Here is a 21,698-nt window from a genome sequence, read left to right on the forward strand (position 1 = left end):
TTACCCCTGTACTAGCCCAGAAAAACCCAGAAACGCCAATGACATTAGGCTGGCGGTGACCATGGCAATCGCAGCACCCTGAAAGGGTTTGGGGACATCCGCTCCCGCTAGTCGTTCCCGCATTGCCGCGAATAGCACCAAGATAAGCGAGAAGCCCAGCGCCGCCCCTAACCCGTAGAGGGTGGTATGAAAAAAGCTTAATTCACGATTTAGCGACAGTAGCGCGACGCCCAACACTGCGCAGTTGGTGGTGATCAGCGGTAGAAATATTCCCAGCACTTGATGCAGCAGCGGACTTAGTTGGCGCACCATGATTTCGGTAAACTGCACCACGGCGGCGATCACCACAATAAAGCTGATGGTGCGCAGGTAGGTAATATCCAGCGGCACAAGCAGGCCGTGATACACCACAAAGCTCGCAGCAGATGCCAGGGTCAGCACAAAGGTGGTGGCCAGGGACATGCCCATGGCCGACTCCAGTTTATTGGAGACGCCCATAAAGGGGCAAAGGCCCAGAAACTGAACCAGCACGAAGTTATTGACCAGCGCAGTGCTGATCAAAATGATAAATAGCTCACTCATGGCGGCGTATTGTGCGAAGAAAAGGCGGCGTTGGCTAGTGAAAGCGTATAGACCTTGGCGCAGTGTCGTCCTGCGGCCTTGGCAGCGTAGAGCGCTTGATCCGCGGCCGTCATCAATTCACTGGGCGTCATGGCGCCTTCTATCTCCAACTGACTAATGCCAATGCTAACGGTGACATATGAGGCTACGGGCGACACCTGGTGAGGATGCTGTAATTGGTCGATGGCATGGCTAAGCGCTAGGCTTTTCTCCACTGCCTGGGTGGCGGAAGTGGCGGGTAGCATGGCACTAAACTCTTCGCCGCCTGTGCGCGCTATAAAAAAACCATGGGCAGAGGCGACGCCGTGCATCGCCTGGGCTACCCGCTGCAAACACACGTCACCTTCAGGGTGCCCATAATGATCATTAAACAGTTTGAAATGATCAATATCGATCATCATGACTGAGAGTGGCTGCTCAGAGGCTAGGGCAATATTGACCACCTCTTGCAAGCGTTGATCGAATAGCCGGCGGTTGGGTAAACCGGTCAGGGGGTCATGGGTAGAAAGCTCCATTAGCTCGGCGTTAAGTTGCTGTTGGCGCTTAAACTGCTTTTGAAAAGCGCGCGCGAGTATGCCTATTTCATCACCACGCTGTAACAAGCTGTGTGGCCCTTCAAGATCATCACTGGCTTGCTGGGTGAAACGGGTTAAGATTTTAAGGGGGTTTAGGATAATGCGTTCTAATAGCAGCAGTACAAGGACTATAACCAATAGCATTAAGCAGGCTGTCCATAGCAGTACGTAGCGAAAGGTCTCTAAGCTGGCCAAGTAACTGGTGCGAGTAAGCTGAGTTCCCAACGCTAGCTGCTCGTCGAGTGGATAGGTAGGTAGATAACGCTGGGCAAAGATGGTATTGCCACTGATAGTAATAGTCATATCGTTATTCTTGCTGCTATTAACCATCGATAGCGTCGTTTCTAGCCCAGTATAATCCTTAATTAAAGCAAGCCATGTATTATCCATGGGACGCACTTTGAACAGCCAGCCCTGGGGTGGGCCGCTTTCGTCGGTACGAAAAATAGGATTGGAGGCCACTATTAGCGGCGGTGAGCTTGCATACAGCTCGCTTTTCCCTTGTTTTGGATCTTCTTTAATAGAAGCCTGCATAGTGCGAATCAACCCTGCCATCCAACGGCACTCACGTTCTGCGCTGTAGCAGGTGTGGTATCGGCCGGTAGTGGGATTGATGCCCGCTAAAAAATGCACATCTCCCTCTGCGTTGAAAAAGGCCATTAACTGGTAGTCCATCTCTTCAAACATTTGCTGGCTAAAGTTGGTATCGGTATAGCCTGGGTAATTACCTTGGATGAATTCGTAAGTATCGTCCCAAATTGCCCAATCTCGTGCTTGAGCCAATAAATTTTGTTGGCTGATCTGCAAGGCGCGTTCAATTTTCTTCACCTCTTGTGTGACTACCGCGCGCTCTTCTTTATGTAGTGCCGGAAATATTACCCATTTGCTCAATACCACTAAGGACATAAGCGCGATGAGCAAAACGCCACCCAAGGCGGCTAGAAAACGAAAGCGCAAAGATCGGGAGTAGTGTTGAACCATGAGGTGTGCCTGAGCCAAGCAAGGAAATGTATCCCAACAATAAAAAATAAAAGGGGCAAAAGGCGGTTAGCCTCTGCCCCTTAAGAACGCAGTACTGCTATTACGTCACCCGCTGGCCCGGCTCGGCACCCGTGTCAGGGGAGAGCAGATAAATGCCTTCTTCGTTGGCCGAGGCTAACACCATGCCTTCCGATACGCCAAAGCGCATTTTGCGCGGTGCCAGGTTGGCGACCATGACCGTTAAACGGCCTTCCAGGGCTTCCGGTGCATAGGCGGAGCGAATGCCCGAGAAGACATTGCGGGTTTCGCCGCCCAGGTCGAGGGTCAGCTGCAGCAGCTTGTCGGCCCCTTCGACGTATTCGGCTTTGGCGATACGCGCAATGCGCAGGTCGACTTTGGCAAAGTCTGCAAAGTCGATTTCAGCTGCGATAGGCTCTTCCGCCAGCGGGCCTTTGGGGACTTCCTTCAATTTTTGCTCTTCCACGAGATCTTCCTTCGACGCTTCAATCATGGCATCGATTTTGTCGCGTTCAACGCGGGTCATCAGTGGTTTGAATTTGTTGATCGAGTGATCGGTCAATACATTTTGACGCGTATGCCAATCCAGCGACTCCACGTTAAGAAAATCACGCGCTTGCTCGGCCATGGCGGGTACCACGGGCGCTAGATAGACCATCAATTGGCGGAACAGGTTAATTCCGACCGAGCATATGTCTAAGACTTCAGTATCGCGGCCATCCTGTTTGGCCAGTGCCCAGGGCTCTTTGTCAGCAATATAGGTGTTGGCTTCGTCAGCCAGTTCCATAATTTTACGCATTGCCCGGCTAAATTCCCGCGTTTCAAAGTCTTCGGCAATATCGTCACCGGCGGCAATAAAACGCGCCACCATCTGCGGTTCTGCGCAGTGCTCGGATAGATTTCCACCGCCAAGTTTTTTAACAAACCCGGCGCAGCGGCTGGCAATATTGACCACTTTGCCGACCAGATCAGAGTTTACCCGCGCGGCAAAGTCTTCCAAATTCAGATCCAGGTCATCGACCTTGGAAGTGAGTTTGGCGGCAAAGTAGTATCGCAGGTACTCCGGGTTGAGATAGTCGGCGTAGGTGGCGGCTTTAATAAAAGTGCCGCGGGATTTCGACATCTTGGCGCCGTCTACCGTCAGGAAGCCGTGGCAGTTGACCGCGGTGGGTGTGCGCAGGTCTGCACCATGCAGCATGGCGGGCCAGAAGAGTGCGTGGAAATAGACAATATCCTTGCCGATAAAGTGATACACCTCGGCATCCGAGTCTTTATTCCAAAAACTGTCGAAGTCGATACCTTCACGGTCGCATAGATTCTTGAAACTGGCGAGGTAGCCGATAGGGGCGTCCAGCCATACATAGAAGTATTTGCCGGGGGCGTCGGGAATTTCGAAGCCGAAGTAGGGCGCATCGCGGGAAATATCCCACTCGTTAAAGCCGGACTCAAACCACTCCATCAGCTTATTGCGGATTTGCGGCTGAACATGGCCATCGTCAATCCAGCCCTGCAAAAAGTCGGCAAAGTCGGGCAGCTTAAAGAAGTAGTGGGTCGAGGTGCGTACTTCGGGGGTGGCGCCGGAAATTGCCGAGACCGGGTTGATCAAGTCGGCGGGAGTATAGGTAGCGCCGCACTTTTCGCAGTTATCACCATACTGGTCATCGGCGCCGCACTTGGGGCAGGTGCCTTTAATAAAGCGATCCGCTAAAAACAGTCCCTTTTGGGGGTCGAACATCTGCTCAATATCGCGGGTGGCGATATGGCCTTTGTCGCGCAGGCGCTTATAAATCATTTCGCTGAAATGGCGGTTTTCAGCGGAGTGAGTCGAGTGGTAGTTGTCGAACCCGACTCCAAAGCGTGAGAAGTCTGTCTGGTGGTCGTTGGAGACCCGCTCAATCAGTGCTTCAGAGGTAATGTCTTCCAGCTCGGCCCGCAGCATAATGGCAGTGCCATGGGCGTCATCGGCACACACGTAGTAGCACTGTTGGCCACGGCTTTTCTGGAAACGAACCCAGATGTCAGTCTGGATATACTCAAGCAGGTGACCGAGATGGATCGCTCCGTTGGCGTAGGGGAGCGCGCTAGTCACCAAAATGTTGCGCGTGGCGGTTGTAGGCATGGTGAAGGTTAATTCCGAGTGAATAAAGGTGCCGGGCAGGCAGTAACAAAAACACGGCGAAGTTACAAAACGCTTCGCCGCTGACGCTGTTGACGGTAATGATTAGTAGAGCGCTTGCTCTTCCTGAACGACTTCGCGGAGCAGTTCTAAAAAGAGTTTATCCGCTTCAGAGTGTTCAGCCGGGTCTTCCGGAATATGCACGCTGGTGGTATCGGAAATTTCGTTGGCAATCCGCGCCATTGCCGCTGGGCTATTGCCTTCAGCCAGTTGTTCTTTGGCAATCGCCAGTGATTGCTCAAGGATTTTTGGGTCTTGCAGCAACTTACGAATAAAGCCACGTAGCTCGTTGATGATACGTGTTTTCTGAATTTCTGAACCGGACATGGGAGTCTCCTTAGGATCGCGATTGACGACAGCGCCAAGCGAAACCAATCAATGCGTTGACCATAGCATTTTTTCCGCCAACCGGCATGAGTTGCCGAGCATTAATACGCCTCATTAAAGGGTAAGACGACCAGCCTTGTGTTTCACGGGGTTAGCGTACTGGGCAAGCCAGTAGGGGCGTAATGCCTCGGGTACATCGGCAAGTCGGGCATTAAAGCGCTCTCTGTCCTGGCGTGTAATCGACTTGCGCGCTACCAGCTCCGGCGCCTCGCCTAACGCCTCTAAAGCTAAATAGTGGCTGGGGAAGAGGCGATAGCCGCCGATCACCTGGCGATCAATCTCAGCCGCCACTTCGTCTGGCGTGGCCATATCGGAGCCCACCGGTGTGCCAAAATGCAGCCGTACACGGCCTTTAGTGCCGGTAATGCCTGCCACAATCGAGCGGATATCCTCGAACTCACTTTTGGCGTAGCTGCCTAGGGTGTCGATATCGTGCAGTTCCTGGGCTTTTTGCACATCGCAGGGGTCATACTCGTAGCTAATCGAAACCGGTAATAGTTTCAGTTCCGCGATGGCTTCGCCAAACACCATATCGCGCTCGGCATTACGTCTGGCCATGGTCAGCATTTTAATAATGGCCGGCTCTGTGTGGTCGATGCCGTTCTTAGCCCGGCCTTCGCGCTGGGCCATCCAGATAGAGTGCTGGTCTTCGGTAATGGTATGGCGAATATACGCCGACAGCTGTTGATACGCCGCCAGCATGGCGCGCTTGCCCCGTGCACTACGTGGCACAATAAAACTTTTATTCAGTCGCATCAGGTCGGTGACGTAAGGCTTTTTGAGCAGATTGTCACCGATAGCGATGCGCACGGTGTCGCGGTTTGCCTGATACAGCGCATAGTTGACGAAGGCGGGATCCAGCGAGATGTCGCGATGATTGCCAATAAAGAGATAGGCGCCTTTGGGGTCGAGTTTGTCCAGGCCGGTGACGTCAAAGGCGTCTGTGGTGGTACGAATCATGCGCTCCATATAATGGGCAATGCGCATTTGAAATTCGTAAACCGTTGAAACATCTTTGACTTCACGCCGCACGGCACGGCTAGCAAACAGGCGTGCTAATGACGGCGCCCAGCGTGCCATGCGCGGCAGTCGGAAGCGGGTTAGCGCATCAAGCAGTTCGTTATCCCGTGAGAGCCTGGCAAGTACGTCGGCCACTTCATGATCCATAAAGGGCCGAATATCGGCCCACGGGTCTGTCTCGTTAGAGATGCTGGTAGCGTTATTGTGTTGAGTCATGCGAACCGTTGGATGATAAATAATAAATATCGATTAATAACATCGAGGCGAAGGTCAACAGAACCACTTATTGAGCCGTGGGTTCCCGCTGCGTCTCGCCGCCGAGCCACTCTATCAAGCGCGGAATATCGGTGGATAGCGCTTGGGCCATTAAAATAAAGTCTGTCTCCAGGCGGGCGAGGGCATCGTCGCCGTCGTCAGCGTGGTCGGCTTCTTCAATCAAGGCATCACCAAAGCGTAACGATTTTAGCGCCAAGTCATCGTGTAGCATAAAGCTTAACCGGCCTTCCAGACTAATGGCGAGTTTACTGGCTTGGCGGCCGCTCTCCAGCAGTTGCTGAATTTCATCGCTGTCTAGATCGACCTGACGAGCACGCAGCACGCCGTCATCGCCTTTGGCCTTGAGCTCTACCTGATCGCCAAGCTGTAGATCGGCAGGTCGGCTAGCCACGTCACCCAGCCAAGTGGTCATGGCACGGATAGGCAGCGTTTGTGAGCTGAGCGGGGTGACTTTTAAACTGCCCAGGGTCTCGCGCAATAAATCCAGAATATCCTCAGCGCGGGTGCGCGAACTGGCGTTGATGCCGATCATCTGGCCGCGGGTGTCCCACCACAGATCGATTTTCTGGCTGCGCACAAAGGCGCGGGGCAGTAAGTTTTCAGTCACCTGCTCTTTGAGCGCGGTCTTCTCTTTGCGAGTCACTTTACGGCCTTCGCTGGCCTCAATGTCGGCCACCTGCTCATCAACTTCTTCTTTGACCACAGAGGCGGGCAGCAGGCGCTCCTGGCGCAGGGCAGAAAGCAGCCGGTGTCCCTGAATTTCGTGAACCAGTTGACCGCCACCGAGACGTCCTGCGGGCGCCGTCCAGCCCAGGCGTCGCGCATCGGCGTTGCCCAGTGGTTTAGCGGAGTGCTCGTCTAAAGCGCTAGCAAGCGTATCGCTGGATAACTCGGGCGCGCCGTGCAGGCGGTATAAATGCAAGTGCTTAAACCACATGGAGCCAATCCTGTTCAAAAGGTGGCACATTATGGCGAAAGTGGGGCCTTCCTGCCAGCGGCTGCCGCCAATCGTCTCTGTTGCACGCGTTTCAAACTTGTGTTTGATTGGATGTTGGCTAATACATATAAAGGAGCTGTTATGACCATGTCACTGTCACGGGTTCAATTACGCGTTCGCGGTTTTCACTTGGATGGCTACGGGCATGTGAATAACGCCCGCTATCTTGAATTTATGGAAGAGGGGCGCTGGGATTTCTTTGATCAGCATCCTGCGATGATCAAGCAGCTCCATCAAGCCGGGCGGGCGTTTGTTGTCGTCAATTTGAATATTGATTATTTGGCGGCGGCGGGCCACGGCGACGATTTGGAAATCATGACCGGGATCGTCGATCTAGGCGAACGCAGCGGCGTGTGTCACCACCGCATTGTGCGCAAAGACGGCACCGTTATTGCCCGTGCGGATTTAACCTTCGTATTGCTTGATATGCGCGCCAATAAGGCCGCCGCAATCGAGGGAGAGGTGCGTGAGGCGTTAGCCGCGTTAATCGTGACGAAAGAGGCATTTAGCCCCTAAACGGCTTTGCTGAGCTGTCTGGCTGCCCTTGCTGCTTTTGCGGTGGTATGATGGCGGAGTATTTGCGCGCCGTTCTATGCTAATTTCAGGGCGGTGTTTTTAAGCGCTTTCAACTCTCGCAGTGCCAATGCAGTGCAAAGGATCTGACTTTCATGGGTGACATCGCCAGAGAAATCTTGCCCGTCAATATTGAAGACGAGCTCAAACAGTCGTACCTCGACTACGCGATGAGCGTCATTATCGGCCGCGCGCTTCCAGATGTGCGGGATGGCCTTAAACCGGTTCACCGGCGTGTGCTGTTTGCCATGCATGAACTGGGTAATGATTGGAATAAACCGTACAAGAAGTCGGCGCGTGTCGTCGGCGATGTCATCGGTAAATACCATCCGCACGGTGATAGCGCGGTATACGACACCATCGTACGTATGGCGCAGCATTTCTCGATGCGCCATGTGCTGGTCGACGGCCAGGGTAACTTCGGTTCGATTGATGGGGATAACGCGGCCGCTATGCGTTATACCGAGGTGCGCATGTCGCGCCTCGCCCATGAACTGCTTGCCGACCTGGAAAAAGATACCGTCGATTGGGTGGATAACTACGACGGTACCGAGCGTATACCCGCCGTATTGCCCACCAAAGTACCTAACCTGCTGATCAACGGCTCGTCGGGTATCGCGGTAGGCATGGCGACCAATATTCCGCCGCACAATATGCGTGAAGTCATCGACGGCTGTTTGGCGTTGATCGACGACTATACGCTGTCGGTGGATGACTTGATGGAGTATATCCCCGGCCCTGACTTCCCCACCGGCGCGATTATTAACGGTCGCGCGGGTATTTTGTCGGCGTATCGCACCGGCCGTGGGCGTATTTATGTGCGCGCATGCCACACCATCGAGCACCACGAAAAAACCGGTCGCGATCACATCATCATCACCGAGCTGCCCTATCAGGTGAACAAGGCGCGGTTGATCGAGAAGATCGCCGAGCTGGTGAAAGAGAAGAAGATTGAAGGCATCGCCGAACTGCGCGATGAGTCGGATAAAGATGGCTTGCGCGTGGTTATTGAGATCAAGCGCGGCGAATCTGGCGACGTTGTGGTCAATAACCTGTTTGCCCAAACACAGCTGCAAAACGTGTTCGGGATTAACATGGTGGCGCTGGAAAATGGTCAGCCACGTACGCTCAATCTAAAAGAGATGCTGGAAGCCTTCATTCGCCACCGCCGCGAAGTGGTTACCCGGCGCACGCTGTATGAGCTGAAAAAAGCCCGTGAACGCGGCCATCTGCTGGAAGGTCTGGCTGTGGCTATCTCGAATATCGATGAAGTCATTGAGCTGATCAAAGCCTCGCCCAATGCAGCAGAAGCGCGTGAGAAACTGCTCGCCAAGACTTGGCAGCCTGGTCAGGTAACCGCCATGCTGGAGCGGGCCGGTGCCACTTCATGCAAGCCAGAAGAGCTTGAAGAGGGCTTTGGCCTCAATACTGCCGCTACTTCGTATCGTCTATCGCCTGCCCAGGCGCAAGCGATTCTGGAACTTCGTCTGCACCGCCTGACGGGGCTCGAAACCGAGAAACTGCTCGATGAATACCTGTCTATTCTCGAGAAAATTGCCGAGCTTACCGAGATTCTGGCTTCAGCCGATCGCTTGATGGAAGTCATCCGCGAAGAGCTGCACGCCGTACGTGATCAGTTTGGTGATGACCGTCGCACTGAAATTCAGGCCAGCCACCTGGATCTTTCGATGGAAGATTTGATCGCTGAAGAAGACATGGTGGTCACCGTATCCCGCTCTGGCTATGCCAAGACGCAGCCTCTGTCGGACTACCAGGCTCAGCGCCGTGGTGGACGCGGCAAGTCTGCCACTGCGATGAAAGACGAAGATGTGATTGAGCACCTACTGGTGGCCTCTACTCACGACACCGTGCTGCTGTTCTCTAACCGCGGCAAAGTATACTGGTTAAAAGTCTACGAAATGCCCAACGCCAGTCGCGGTTCTCGCGGTAAGCCCTTGGTTAATATGCTGCCCTTGGAAGAGGGTGAAGCGGTTAACGCCATCTTGCCGGTGCGCGACTACAACCCCGAGCACTATATTTTCTTTGCCACCGCTAAAGGCACCGTCAAGCGGACGAGTCTTGAGCAGTTCTCCCGCCCGCGTAACAGTGGTTTGATTGCCATTGACCTGGAAGAGGGCGACCGCTTGGTGGGCGCTGCAATTACCACCGGTAACGATCACGCCATGCTGCTGTCGTCCAATGGTAAGGCGATCCGCTTTGAAGAGAGCAACGCTCGAGCGATGGGGCGTACTGCCCGCGGCGTGCGTGGTATGCGTTTGGCTGGCGATGCGGAAGTGATCAGCCTGATTATTCCCAAGAGTCAGCAGATCGACGCCGAAGCGGATGCCGAAGGGGAAGCGCAGGATGGCGCTCAAGAGGGTACTGTGACCGGCACCGTGGATGGTCAGATCTATATTATGACCGCCAGTGAAAATGGTTACGGCAAGCGCACCCGCTTGGAAGAATTCCCGCTGCGTGGCCGCGGTGGTCAGGGTGTTATCGCCATGCAGACCAGCGAGCGTAACGGTTCGCTGGTAGCGGCGATGCAGGTCTACGACAGCGATGAAATGATGCTGATCACCGACCGTGGCACGCTGGTGCGTACCCGCGTGGAAGAGGTCTCTACGACGTCGCGTAATACGCAAGGCGTCATGCTGATTCGCTTGGGTAAAGAAGAGAAGCTGGTCAAGACAGTACGCGTTGATGAGCCGGAAGAGAGCGAAGAGCTAAACGGTCTCGAAGCAACTGACTCTGAAGAAACCAGTCTCGACGATGCGCCGGCGAGTAACCATTCAGATGATGGACAGGATGCAGGGGCTGATGACACGTCACTATAATTTCTGTGCAGGGCCAGCGGCCCTGCCAGTCGCTGTGCTGGAACGTGCCCGTGAAGAGCTGCTGGACTACCAGGGGCGTGGCCTTTCCGTAATGGAAATGAGCCACCGCAGCGATGAATTTATCGCCATTGCCGAGCGCGCTGAAGCCGATTTACGTCAGCTTTTAGGCGTGCCGGATAATTATAAAGTGCTGTTTTTGCAGGGCGGCGCCAGTATGCAATTTGCCATGCTGCCGATGAACCTACTGGGGCAGGGCGGTAGCGGCAACTTTATCCAAACTGGCATTTGGGGCAAGAAGGCGTTCAACGAAGCTAAGCACTTGGGTTTCGATTGCCATGTGGTGGCCAGCAGTGAGCCCAATGGCCATACGGCGGTGCCCGCGCGTGATGCGCTTCAGGTAAGCGCTGATGCTGCCTATTTGCACTACACCTCCAACGAGACGATTGGTGGCTTGGAGTTTGACTATACGCCCCATGTCCAACGTGCCGATGGGGCTAATGTGCCGCTTGTCTGCGATATGTCGTCAAATATCCTCTCTGGGCCCATCGACGTTAGTGAGTTTGGGTTGATTTATGCCGGGGCGCAGAAAAATATTGGCCCCGCGGGGTTAACGCTGGTAGTCGTGCGTGAAGATCTGCTGGGTAAAGCTCAGGCCAACATCCCTTCGCTATTTAATTATCAAATGCTGGCCGAGGCGGGTTCGATGGTGAATACGCCCCCTACTTACGCCTGGTATCTGGCCGGCCTGGTATTTCAGTGGCTGAAAGAGGATATCGGTGGGCTGGCAGCGATGGACGCCATCAATCAGCGGAAAGCCGATAAACTTTACGCGGCAATTGATGCCAGCGAGTTGTATAGCAACCCCATTGCCAAACATAACCGCTCGCGGATGAACGTGCCCTTTGTCTTAGCCGACTCAGCGCTAGATAAGTCGTTCTTACAGCAGGCCGATGCGGCGGGACTGCTTAATTTGAAAGGCCACCGCAGCGTCGGCGGTATGCGTGCCAGCCTGTACAACGCGGTGCCTGAGTCTGCGGTAGATGCCTTGATTGCATTTATGGCCGATTTTGAAAAAACAAGGGGCTAACCATCATGTCCGACACGTCGATCAATCTGGACGAGCTACGCCAGCGCATCGATCAGCTCGATAGCGATATTCTCAATCTGATCAGCGAACGCGCCAGCTGCGCCCAGCAGGTGGCCCACGTCAAGCTGGCCGAAGATAAGGATGCGGTGTTTTACCGCCCTGAGCGCGAAGCCCAGGTGCTGCGGCGCATTATGGCGTTAAACAAAGGCCCGCTGGATTCAGAAGAGATGGCGCGCCTGTTCCGCGAAATCATGTCGGCGTGTTTGGCGCTTGAGCAGCCGGTTAAAGTCGCCTACCTGGGCCCAGAAGGCACTTTTACCCAGCAGGCGGCGCTCAAGCATTTTGGTGAAAGCGCCGTGAGTTTGCCCATGGCAGCCATCGATGAGGTGTTTCGTGAAGTCGAGGCGGGCGCCGTGCATTACGGCGTGGTGCCAGTGGAGAACTCCACCGAAGGGGTGGTCAATCACACCCTGGACACCTTTATGGACTCGTCGATCAAAATTTGTGGCGAGGTGGTGCTGCGTATTCACCACCACTTGCTGGTCAGTGAAAACACCCGCCGCGACAAGGTCTCGCGTATCTATTCGCACCCGCAATCCTTTGCCCAGTGTCGCAAATGGTTGGATGCACATTTTCCTCATGCAGAGCGCGTACCGGTTTCTTCCAACGCTGAGGCGGCGAAACTGGTTAAAACCGAATGGCACAGTGCGGCGATTGCGGGCGATATGGCGGCCAAGCTTTATGGCCTTGAGCATATTGCCGAAAAAATTGAGGACAGCCCGGACAACTCCACACGGTTTTTGATTATTGGCAATCAGGATGTGCCTATGGCGGGAGAGGATAAAACCTCGATTGTGGTTGCCATGCGCAACCAGCCAGGCACTCTGCACGCGTTGCTGGAGCCGTTTCATCGCCATCAGATCGATTTAACCCGCCTTGAGACACGTCCTTCCCGTGCAGGCGTATGGAACTACGTGTTTTTTATTGATTTTAAAGGCCATCGTGATGAGCCCAAGGTGGCAGCAGTGCTTGAAGAAGTGCAGCTGCGGGCGGCGGATCTACGCGTGCTGGGCTCCTACCCCATAGGCGTGCTGTGACGTTAATGGTCGAAAGCAGCGTAAAAGCATCAGGTTGTCATGAGTCGCGCCTATTGATTGTTGGTTTGGGATTGATTGGTGGCTCGCTAGCGGCTGCACTGCGCGCTTCAGGATTTCAGGGGAAGATTGTTGCCTGTGATCCTGATGAGCAGGAGATCGCTCGCGGTATCGAGATGGGGTTGATCGATTCGGGCGGTACTTATCTAGCTGAGCAAGCCAATGACGCCACCATGGTGGTGCTGGCGGTGCCGGTGCTCGCCATGGAGAGCGTTATGGCCAGCTTGGACAAGGCGCTGTCCAGGGCATCAGCTGATGTGGTCATCACCGATGTGGGTAGTACCAAGGCGACTATTCGCGCCTGCGCTCAGCGGGTATTTGGTCAAGTCCCCACCAATATGGTGTTAGGTCACCCCATTGCCGGTTCAGAAAAAAGCGGTGTCGCAGCGGCTAATCCGCGTCTCTATGTCGACCACAAGGTTATCCTGACGCCTGAGCCGAACGTCGATTGTAACGCTTTGCAGCGCGTGCGCTGTTTATGGGAAGCCTGCGGTGCCGATGTGCTGGAAATGGACGTAGAGCGCCACGACCATGTGTTGGCGCGTACCAGTCATTTGCCCCATCTGCTGGCCTTTTCACTGGTGGACACGCTGGCGCGTCAGGACGAACGGCTGGATATTTTTCGCTATGCAGCGGGCGGCTTTCGCGATTTCACCCGTATCGCAGGTAGCGATCCGGTGATGTGGCGGGATATTTTTATTGCCAACAAAGAGGCGGTGCTGGCATCGCTGGATGATTTTGAAGCGGGGCTTTCTCGCTTGCGGCATGCGGTAGAAGTCGGAGACAGCGATGCGCTGATTGCCACCTTTGATCGGGCGAGCCACGCCCGGCACTATTTCGACTCTTTATTGAACAAAACCAGTTATCAGGCGGAATATCATATGCAACCACAAGGTAAGGTTACCTACCGTGTGCAGCCGGGCGGTCAAGCCCAGGGGCGCTTGCGCGTACCGGGCGATAAATCCATGTCACACCGCTCCATTATGCTGGGCGCGCTGGCGGAAGGCGTCACTGAAGTAAAGGGCTTTCTTGAAGGCGAAGATAGTCTGGCAACCCTGCAGGCATTTCGTGAAATGGGCGTGGCGATTGAAGGGCCGCATCAGGGTAAGGTCACCATTCATGGTGTCGGTATGCATGGCTTAAAAGCCCCCGCTGGCCCGCTCTATGTGGGTAACTCGGGCACCGCTATGCGGTTGTTTTCAGGGCTGCTGGCTGGCCAGGCGTTTGACAGCGAGCTAACCGGCGACGAGTCCCTGACTAAGCGCCCCATGGGACGCGTGGCTGACCCGCTGCGCCTGATGGGAGCCACCATTGAGACAGCCGAAGGCGGGCGTCCGCCGCTTAAAATTCACGGCGGTGCCGCCCTTAAAGGCATCGAGTATGATATGCCCATGGCCAGTGCCCAGGTTAAATCCTGCCTGCTGTTGGCGGGGCTCTACGCCGAAGGCGAAACCCGGGTGCGCGAACCTGCGCCGACCCGTGACCATACCGAGCGTATGCTTAATGGCTTTGGCTATGCGGTTTCCCGTGAGGGAGATACCTGCTGGTTGAAGGGGGGCGGTAAGCTGACGGCCGGACCGATCGATGTGCCTTCAGATATCTCATCTGCAACCTTCTTTTTAGTGGCAGCAGCGATTACCCCAGGCTCAGATATCACCCTTGAACACGTCGGCATCAATCCAACTCGGGTTGGCGTAATTAATATTCTTACCCTGATGGGGGCGAACTTAGCGCTGGAGAATGAGCGTGAGGTGGGTGGGGAGCCCGTAGCCGATATCCGTATTCGCTATGCGCCGCTGAAAGGTATTGATATCCCCGAAGAGCAGGTGCCGTTAGCCATTGATGAATTCCCCGCGCTATTTATTGCCGCTGCGAATGCCGAGGGGGTAACCCGTTTAAGAGGTGCTGAAGAGCTGCGCGTCAAAGAGTCGGATCGCATTCAGGCCATGGCCGATGGCTTGGCCGTTTTAGGTGTTCAGCACACCGTTGTAGAAGACGGTATCGATATTGTCGGTAATGGCGATGCTCAAAAAGCCAGCTACGGCGGGGGGCGTGTCGATAGCCTGGGTGATCACCGTATTGCCATGGCCTTTGCGATTTCATCGCTACGGGCAAATGCAGAAATTGTGATTGACGACTGCGCCAATGTGGCGACCTCTTTCCCCGATTTTGTCGAATTAGCTACGCGTATTGGCATGGGCGTTAGCGTGGAGGGTGCCCATGAGTGAGCGTGTTGCCGCTGTTCCCGTTCTCACCATCGATGGCCCTGGTGGCGCCGGGAAAGGTACTATTAGTGGCTTGGTAGCCGAGCGCTTGGGCTGGCACCTGCTGGATAGCGGCGCGCTTTATCGGCTGACGGCTCAAGCAGCGTTGAAGCATAACGTGGCGGTCGACGATGAGGAGGGGCTTGCACGCTTGGCGGAGCAGTTGGATGTGGCCTTCCCGATTGAGGAGGGGCAGCCGCGTACCTTTCTTGAAGGTGAAGATGTTGGTCAGCAAATCCGTACTGAGCAGGCCGGTGAGCGCGCTTCGCAGGTGGCAGCGCTGCCTGCGGTTCGTCAGGCGCTCTTACAGCGGCAGCGTGATTTTTGTCAAACGCCAGGTTTAGTGGCTGATGGGCGTGATATGGGCACCGTGGTGTTTCCCGATGCACCGCTAAAGATTTTTTTAACCGCCAGTGCCGATGAACGGGCGCGTCGACGCTATCTGCAGTTGCAGGAAGCCGGGGTGGATGCTAGTCTTTCGAGTCTTTTAAAGGAGATTCAGGCACGCGATGCACGCGACACGCAGCGCAGTGTGGCTCCTCTCAAGCCGGCAGATGATGCCATTACGCTTGATACCACGCGCCTGAGCATACCGGAAGTGGTTGATCGACTGACCGAACTGCTCGCCCAAAGAGGGCTGGTAAGCGGCGTGTGATTCTCCCTTGCGGCGCTTTTGGATAGGTGTCACGACGTGGCAGGGCACTAAACTCACATCGGTGAGCCCGGTCAGGTCTAACCAGCGTTAACACCCCCAAAGGCTGAGTGACATTAGGCCCGCACTTGCTGGTGGTGCGGAGAAGGCATTTATGCCTCAACAACGTAATTACGTAGGAACACCATGAGCGAAAGCTTTGCTGAGCTGTTTGAACAGTCTCTTAACGACATCAACATGGAGCCAGGCGCTATTGTCGCGGCCCAGGTTGTCGACATTGACGGTGACTGGGTTACTGTCAACGCTGGTCTGAAATCTGAAGGTCAGATCCCTGCGTCACAATTCCGCGATGAACACGGAAACCTGAACATCGCTATCGGTGACGACGTGCACGTTGCACTTGAAGCCGTAGAAGATGGTTTCGGTGAGACGCGTCTGTCCCGCGAAAAAGCCAAGCGCGCAGAAGCTTGGAAGATTCTGGAAGCAGCCTTCGAGAAAGACGAAATCATTAAGGGCGTTATTAACGGTAAGGTTAAAGGCGGCTTCACTGTCGAAGTTGACTCTATCCGTGCCTTCCTGCCAGGCTCGTTGGTTGATGTTCGTCCTGTTCGCGACACTGCGCACCTGGAAAACAAAGAGCTGGACTTTAAAGTCATCAAGCTCGATCCAAAGCGCAACAACGTTGTGGTATCACGTCGTGCGGTTCTGGAAGCAGAGAACAGTGCCGAGCGTGAAGCGCTGCTGGCGACTCTGCAAGAAGGCCAGCAGATTAAAGGTATCGTTAAGAACCTGACAGACTACGGCGCTTTCGTAGACCTGGGCGGCGTTGACGGCCTGCTGCACATTACAGACATGGCGTGGAAGCGTATTAAGCATCCGTCTGAAATCGTTGCCGTTGGCGACGAGATCAACGTCAAAGTTCTGAAGTTTGACCGTGAGCGCAACCGCGTATCACTGGGTCTCAAGCAGCTGGGCGAAGATCCGTGGGTCAACATCAAAGAGCGTTACCCGGAAGGCATGAAAGTGCACGCGGTCGTCACTAACCTGACTGACTACGGCTGCTTTGCCGAGCTGGAAGAGGGTGTTGAAGGTCTGGTTCACGTTTCTGAAATGGACTGGACCAACAAAAACATCCATCCGTCTAAAGTCGTGCAAGTGGGCGATGATGTTGACGTCATGGTGTTGGATATCGACGAAGAGCGTCGTCGTATTTCTCTGGGTATCAAGCAGTGCACTGCTAACCCATGGGAAACCTTCAACACTGACTACAACAAGGGCGATCGCGTTTCAGGTACCATCAAGTCAATTACTGACTTCGGTATCTTTATCGGCCTTGAAGGCGGTATTGACGGTCTTGTTCACTTGTCTGATATTTCTTGGACGGATACTGGCGAAGAAGCCGTACGCAACTTCAAGAAAGGCGACGAAGCTGAAGCCGTTATCCTATCTATTGATCCAGAGCGTGAGCGTATCTCGCTGGGTATCAAACAGATGGATTCTGACCCCGTTGCTGAGTACCTGTCAGTTAACGATAAGGGCAGCATCGTAACCGGTCGCGTCATTGAAGTTGATGCTAAAGAAGCGCAAGTTGAATTGGCGACTGACGTTATTGCGGTGTTGAAAGCCTCTGAAATCAGTGCTGACCGCGTAGAAGACGCGCGCAATGTACTGAACGAAGGTGACAGCGTAGAAGCTCGTATTGTCAGCGTTGATCGCAAGAGCCGTCAGATTAATCTGTCGGTAAAAGCGAAAGACCAGGACGATACGCGTCAGAACCTGAAGAAGATGCGTGAGCAAGAGCCGGAAACAGCTGGCGGCCCGACCACCATCGGTGACTTGATCAAGCAGCAGATGGGCCAAGACTAATTATCGGTTAGTTATTGGTTAGTGAAAGCGCCGCCCTTAGGGGCGGCGCTTTTGTTTGTAGCGTTTGAGCGCTAGTAGTTGTTCAACAGAAGGTTCGCATAGTTGCCAGGGCTATTAGATTTAAACTCTTTAGCAGCAATAGAGTTTTAAAAAAACGATTAGTAATTGGGTGAAAATCAACTAGACTGTTGTCAGTTACACTTTTTACAGGAATAATGTGCCTGCATTCTGAACTAGTGGGTGTCGAGGTCGTCAATTTGCACCTAAGTTAGATCCCATTCAGTTGAACCCCGTTCAGTTGGATACGCTATTAAAGGAACCCCTATGTCTTTACTTAACGAATATATTCAGAAAGAACAGCAGCTAAAGCAGCTTCAAGAAGACCTTCAGCGCTTAGAAGGCGATCAGCGCCTGAAAGGCGAGTTGGAATTTAAGGCTAAACTTGAAGCGCTAATGAATGAATTCGGCAAGCGCCCGGGTGATGTTATCGCCTTATTAGATCCGACTGCTGACCAGCGGAGCGCTAAAACCACAGCGAGTGGCAATGCCCGTCGTAAGCGCCGTCTTAAAATTTACAAAAACCCTAAAACAGGGGAAGTGATCGAAACGCGCGGCGGCAACCATAAAGGATTGCGCAGCTGGAAAGACAAGTACGGCGATGAAACCGTCGAGTCTTGGTTGGAGCGCATGGAAGACTAAGCTGTCTAATCACCGGCATTTCTGTACAGAAATGCCGGTTTTCTATTGCCATAGGCTTTCAGCTATACTCCAGTGCCGTTATCCCTGTTGCTAACCTGTTAATGGGATGCGAAGTTCTAAATGATCCGCTTTCCATAATACCTGCGGGGGGTGGCCACTAACGTGCCAAACATCCTGCCTGTTGAGCAGATACATGATGGTGTGCGTCAAAGCGCCATAAAGGCCAGCTAAGCTGTCAAAACATGTGCTCGCATAGTAATGGGTAGGAATGTCGACTCGCCGATAGAGAACAGGCAGTGCAATGTCTTGTGCATTGTCCGTGTCCGCTAGGTACAGGCCAATGTCGGTACGGTAAGAGTGAAAAGACTCCTTATTAAGTGCATTAATTCTGTCGGCGAGTATATCGGGCAGTGCGATAATGGTCGTTGATAGCCGCAGTCGCATCTGTAAGCACGCTAGCTGCGTATTGTGATAGCTTTCATCCCCTAGCCCCTTAATATGCTCGGGAGCTTTGTAGAGGCGCATTAGAACCATTTGGCGGCCAGTGGTTTTTTCGATACGCGTGTGCAAGCCATGAGGTGGCAATGGGCGGTGGAAATTGGTTTTCAGCTTTAGGCGGAAATTGCGTGGGCTGAACTGATAACGACGTTGAAATGCCCGTGAGAAAGACGAGTGGTTTTGGTACCCGCAACGTATTGCAATTTGCGCTATATTGAGAGGAGTAAGCGCAAGCAGCACCGCCGCGCGTTCCAGTCGCCTTATTTCACGGTAGGCGCTAGGTGAAATGTGAAAGCTTTGCCGAAATTGGCGCCGGACTTGAGAAGATGAATACCCTATGTGATTAGCAAGGTCTTCGATACCGAGTGACTTATCGAGTGTATCCTGCAGCCAGATCTCAGCTCGTGTCATCGCGTTGAACATTCTCTGGCCTCTCATGCGTGAATCGTACAGGTCGTGCTTATCTCGCCTGTAGTGCACTCTCCCAGTGCGTTAGTGTTGGTAACCTGGCTGAAGGGAAAAAATTCAGCCTACAGATAAGAGTCGTGTCTCTATTCTCAGGCTACTTGTAGGTAATGTTGATGCGAAGCATCGATTTAATGAGTTGTCGCTGACTGTGCCGTGTTTGATAAATGTGCTGGTTACCCTCATATACTTAATAATGATGCCTTTATGCTGGTAACTGGGTGGCAAAGGCAAGTTTGCTCGTTATCTTTACGCGTTTGTGCACAGTTTTCGCCAAAAAAAGCGACATTAGCAGTCATATCGACCATTTCAAGCAAGGTGTAAATGAAACATCGATGAAATATCAAAAGGTTCAAAAGCCAATAGATGAGCGTGAGAAGCTGCGCAAGTTTCGTGAATTAGACGATGCTTTTGCCCAGGCGTTACGCCAATTAGATGATCCAGAAAGCGATTTAGATATACCGACAGGCCCGCCGGTACGCTCGCTTGCGGCACTGGAACAAGAAGATGAAGAAATCCAGCAGAAGGAACAGCAACAAGACCAGGAGCGTATTTTTAAACAGCGCTTTGATGCTCTGTTGAGCGAGTATGGTGTGGATCATAACGACCTGGCCGAGCTGATCGAAGCACTGCTTGGCTATGGCGTATGGCAGCAGGATGTAGTGCCTGGCAGCTAGTACCTGCAAAACATCGCAGAAGGCTTTGCAGGTGTGCCTATGCTAGCGGTAGCGATAAATCCGCAAGCTCGGCAGAAATACATCCTGTTCTAGTTTCTCATCGCGTCGCCTTGCCCGTGTGCGGGTGCTGGGGGGCTGTGGTGCAGGTAGGTTAATGTGGGGCAGGCGTTGATTATTGTCAGGTACAAAAATAGGCATGGCGGCATTTAGTGCCCGTCGTGTATGCCCGTCGTCGAGTGGTTCGGTAAAGAACAGGTTTGCCCGCATAAGTGGGGCCTGAGTTTGCACTTGAGCAAGCACTTCACCGCTGGGGATGCCGGCTAGCTTGCGTAGCTGAATACGAATATGCGGCGCATCGGTATCAAGCTGCAAAAGCTTATGTTCAGCTTCTTGCACTGAGAGGCGTTTAATAGAGCGGCCACTACTGTACCAAGCAAAGCGAACGCGTGAGACAGGCGCTTGGGCAATAGGTAACTGCCGCCAGCTCTGTTTAAGATGTAAGCGAGCAAGTCCATTGCGGCGTAACGCTTCATCCACGTGAGGGTGGCGTTGCGGCAGGCGGCTTTTGGCATCGCTAAGTGCCTGTGGAAATGCCTGCTTAATATGTTGCAGTAGGTTACTAAAATGGCCTTTGGCTTGATTAACCGCGTCAATCGCCCTTACCAGTTCATCATTAGCGGCGACGACGGCAATATAGTTGCGCGTCTCGCGGCCATCTTGATCCTGTTCATGCCACATGTCGAATAGGGCTTTACGTAGCCAATCACTAGACGGGGCCGCTTGATTAAAGACCCATGTAGGTGGTAGCTGCTGCTCGTATAGCGAGACGGCTGCTTCAATGGTTTCAAGCAGATGATCAAACTGCTGCTCCAATTGAAGCAGCACATGATAGGCCGAAGGCGATGAGGGGGTAGCGTTTGTTTCGGCCATGGGAAGTGTAAGGGCTCGCTAGGTCAGTTATACGGTTTTTCAGGTGAGTGGCGCATCCTTGTCGGCTTGCGCTAGGAGCGTTTCTATATCGGCCTCATCCATGGCGGACTCGCCCGATATACGGTGCGACTCATCGGCCCAGGCGCCTAAATCTAATAGTTGGCAGCGTTTGCTGCAGAAAGGGCGATAAGTGCTCTCTGGCAGCCAGGGCACGCGCTTAGCGCATTGCGGGCAATTAACTTCTAGCGGGGAATCGTTGGCAGGGCGAGCCATAAAAAACTCCAATTGCGATAACAAGCGCGATATCTCAGTAGTTAAGCTGCCGACGGTAGCGTTCGTCAAGCCGTGCCACTTGCTCCATCATGCTGGCGTGGTCACCGCTGTTATCTATCACGTCGTCTGCTTTGGCTAACCGTTGTTCGCGGGAAAGTTGGGCGGCGAGAATAGCACGCACCTGGCTTTCACTCACCCCATCACGCTGTTGGGTTCTCGATAATTGTAACGCTTGTGGCACGTCGACCACCACCGTGCGATCCACTAGCGCATTTTGACCCGACTCAAACAGTAACGGTGACACAAGCAGCACATAGGGTGCCCCCTGGGCTTTGAGCCGTGCTAAGTGCTGCAGTAGCCGCTCCCTTATGCGGGGATGTGTCACTGATTCTAGCCACTGCCGTTGTGCTGGATCTTTAAAAATAATCTCGCGCAGAGCGGCACGGTTAAGCGTGCCGTCCTGATGCATGATCTGATTACCGAAGCGATGTTGAATGGCTAACAGGGCCGGTTCTTCAGGCAAGACTATTTCTCTGGCGACATCGTCGGCATCGACCCAGGCGGCGCCGAGTGCTTCAAAGGCGCGAGCAACGGTCGATTTACCCGACCCAATGCCACCCGTTAATCCGATAATCATCTACTGCCTCATATAGCTAAATTTTATATGGTCAA

The 21,698-nt window shown here is 53.7% G+C and carries 19 protein-coding genes; 9 read left to right on the forward strand and 10 right to left on the reverse strand.

Annotated elements, in window-relative coordinates:
* From rsxA to QT231_RS00315, 6 genes are all read right to left on the reverse strand, one after another.
* Window positions 1-582, reverse strand: coding sequence for an electron transport complex subunit RsxA (rsxA, locus tag QT231_RS00290; RefSeq protein ID WP_308334969.1), 582 nt, complete (start codon window positions 580-582; stop codon window positions 1-3).
* The gene (locus tag QT231_RS00295) at window positions 579-2,177 is read right to left on the reverse strand and encodes a diguanylate cyclase domain-containing protein (protein ID WP_308334970.1); all 1,599 of its coding nucleotides are present in this window, start codon (window positions 2,175-2,177) and stop codon (window positions 579-581) included. Before QT231_RS00295 ends, rsxA begins: the two co-directional genes overlap by 4 nt.
* 100 nt (window positions 2,178-2,277) lie before the next feature.
* Entirely contained in the window at window positions 2,278-4,314 is a 2,037-nt protein-coding gene (gene metG, locus QT231_RS00300) for a methionine--tRNA ligase (RefSeq protein ID WP_308334971.1), read from the reverse strand.
* Between the two features lie 102 nt (window positions 4,315-4,416).
* The gene (locus tag QT231_RS00305; RefSeq protein ID WP_308322917.1) at window positions 4,417-4,698 is read right to left on the reverse strand and encodes a hypothetical protein; all 282 of its coding nucleotides are present in this window, start codon (window positions 4,696-4,698) and stop codon (window positions 4,417-4,419) included.
* A gap of 114 nt (window positions 4,699-4,812) precedes the next feature.
* Window positions 4,813-5,994: a 1-acyl-sn-glycerol-3-phosphate acyltransferase gene (locus tag QT231_RS00310; RefSeq protein ID WP_308334972.1), complete on the reverse strand. Its 1,182-nt coding sequence runs from the start codon at window positions 5,992-5,994 to the stop codon at window positions 4,813-4,815.
* A gap of 67 nt (window positions 5,995-6,061) precedes the next feature.
* The gene (locus QT231_RS00315; protein ID WP_308334973.1) at window positions 6,062-6,991 is read right to left on the reverse strand and encodes a recombination-associated protein RdgC; all 930 of its coding nucleotides are present in this window, start codon (window positions 6,989-6,991) and stop codon (window positions 6,062-6,064) included.
* Between the two features lie 141 nt (window positions 6,992-7,132).
* Between QT231_RS00315 and QT231_RS00320 the strand changes: the two genes are divergently transcribed.
* The 8 genes from QT231_RS00320 (at window position 7,133) to QT231_RS00355 (ending at window position 18,183) form a co-directional block, all read left to right on the forward strand.
* Window positions 7,133-7,567 carry a thioesterase family protein gene (locus QT231_RS00320; RefSeq protein WP_308334974.1) on the forward strand — a complete coding sequence of 145 codons (435 nt, stop codon included), beginning with the start codon at window positions 7,133-7,135 and terminating at the stop codon, window positions 7,565-7,567.
* A gap of 152 nt (window positions 7,568-7,719) precedes the next feature.
* The gene (gyrA, locus tag QT231_RS00325; protein WP_308334975.1) at window positions 7,720-10,461 is read left to right on the forward strand and encodes a DNA gyrase subunit A; all 2,742 of its coding nucleotides are present in this window, start codon (window positions 7,720-7,722) and stop codon (window positions 10,459-10,461) included.
* On the forward strand, window positions 10,445-11,548 hold the full coding sequence (gene serC, locus QT231_RS00330) for a 3-phosphoserine/phosphohydroxythreonine transaminase (protein ID WP_308334976.1): 1,104 nt from the start codon (window positions 10,445-10,447) through the stop codon (window positions 11,546-11,548). Before gyrA ends, serC begins: the two co-directional genes overlap by 17 nt.
* A gap of 5 nt (window positions 11,549-11,553) precedes the next feature.
* Window positions 11,554-12,645 (forward strand): prephenate dehydratase, encoded by a 1,092-nt coding sequence (gene pheA / locus QT231_RS00335; protein WP_308334977.1) that lies wholly within the window; start codon window positions 11,554-11,556, stop codon window positions 12,643-12,645.
* 5 nt (window positions 12,646-12,650) lie between these two features.
* Window positions 12,651-14,930 carry a bifunctional prephenate dehydrogenase/3-phosphoshikimate 1-carboxyvinyltransferase gene (locus tag QT231_RS00340; protein ID WP_308335223.1) on the forward strand — a complete coding sequence of 760 codons (2,280 nt, stop codon included), beginning with the start codon at window positions 12,651-12,653 and terminating at the stop codon, window positions 14,928-14,930.
* Window positions 14,923-15,621: a (d)CMP kinase gene (gene cmk / locus QT231_RS00345; protein WP_308334978.1), complete on the forward strand. Its 699-nt coding sequence runs from the start codon at window positions 14,923-14,925 to the stop codon at window positions 15,619-15,621. Before QT231_RS00340 ends, cmk begins: the two co-directional genes overlap by 8 nt.
* A 183-nt stretch (window positions 15,622-15,804) precedes the next feature.
* Window positions 15,805-17,484: a 30S ribosomal protein S1 gene (gene rpsA / locus QT231_RS00350; protein WP_088701565.1), complete on the forward strand. Its 1,680-nt coding sequence runs from the start codon at window positions 15,805-15,807 to the stop codon at window positions 17,482-17,484.
* A gap of 324 nt (window positions 17,485-17,808) precedes the next feature.
* Window positions 17,809-18,183: a histone-like nucleoid-structuring protein, MvaT/MvaU family gene (locus QT231_RS00355; RefSeq protein ID WP_308334979.1), complete on the forward strand. Its 375-nt coding sequence runs from the start codon at window positions 17,809-17,811 to the stop codon at window positions 18,181-18,183.
* A 90-nt stretch (window positions 18,184-18,273) separates the two neighbouring features.
* Here QT231_RS00355 and QT231_RS00360 read toward each other — a convergent pair whose 3' ends face one another.
* A complete protein-coding gene (locus QT231_RS00360) occupies window positions 18,274-19,104 on the reverse strand; it encodes a helix-turn-helix transcriptional regulator (protein ID WP_308334980.1) in 831 nt (276 codons plus the stop codon).
* A 377-nt stretch (window positions 19,105-19,481) separates the two neighbouring features.
* Here QT231_RS00360 and QT231_RS00365 point away from each other — a divergent pair, with 377 nt between their 5' ends.
* Entirely contained in the window at window positions 19,482-19,823 is a 342-nt protein-coding gene (locus tag QT231_RS00365; RefSeq protein WP_308334981.1) for a hypothetical protein, read from the forward strand.
* Window positions 19,824-19,865: 42 nt separating this feature from the next.
* Here the strand turns inward: QT231_RS00365 and QT231_RS00370 are convergent, their stop codons facing one another.
* From QT231_RS00370 to coaE, 3 genes are read right to left on the reverse strand one after another with little or no spacing between them, the layout of a single operon-like run.
* Complete coding sequence (locus tag QT231_RS00370; RefSeq protein ID WP_308334982.1) at window positions 19,866-20,753, reverse strand: DNA replication terminus site-binding protein; 888 nt, start codon at window positions 20,751-20,753, stop codon at window positions 19,866-19,868.
* 39 nt (window positions 20,754-20,792) lie between these two features.
* Window positions 20,793-21,026 (reverse strand): DNA gyrase inhibitor YacG, encoded by a 234-nt coding sequence (yacG, locus tag QT231_RS00375; protein WP_022523595.1) that lies wholly within the window; start codon window positions 21,024-21,026, stop codon window positions 20,793-20,795.
* Window positions 21,027-21,060: 34 nt separating this feature from the next.
* On the reverse strand, window positions 21,061-21,663 hold the full coding sequence (coaE, locus tag QT231_RS00380; protein ID WP_308334983.1) for a dephospho-CoA kinase: 603 nt from the start codon (window positions 21,661-21,663) through the stop codon (window positions 21,061-21,063).
* Window positions 21,664-21,698: the final 35 nt, after the last annotated feature.

Origin of the sequence: Halomonas sp. SpR1, assembly GCF_031010175.1 — a bacterium.
Taxonomy (GTDB): Bacteria; Pseudomonadota; Gammaproteobacteria; order Pseudomonadales; family Halomonadaceae; genus Vreelandella.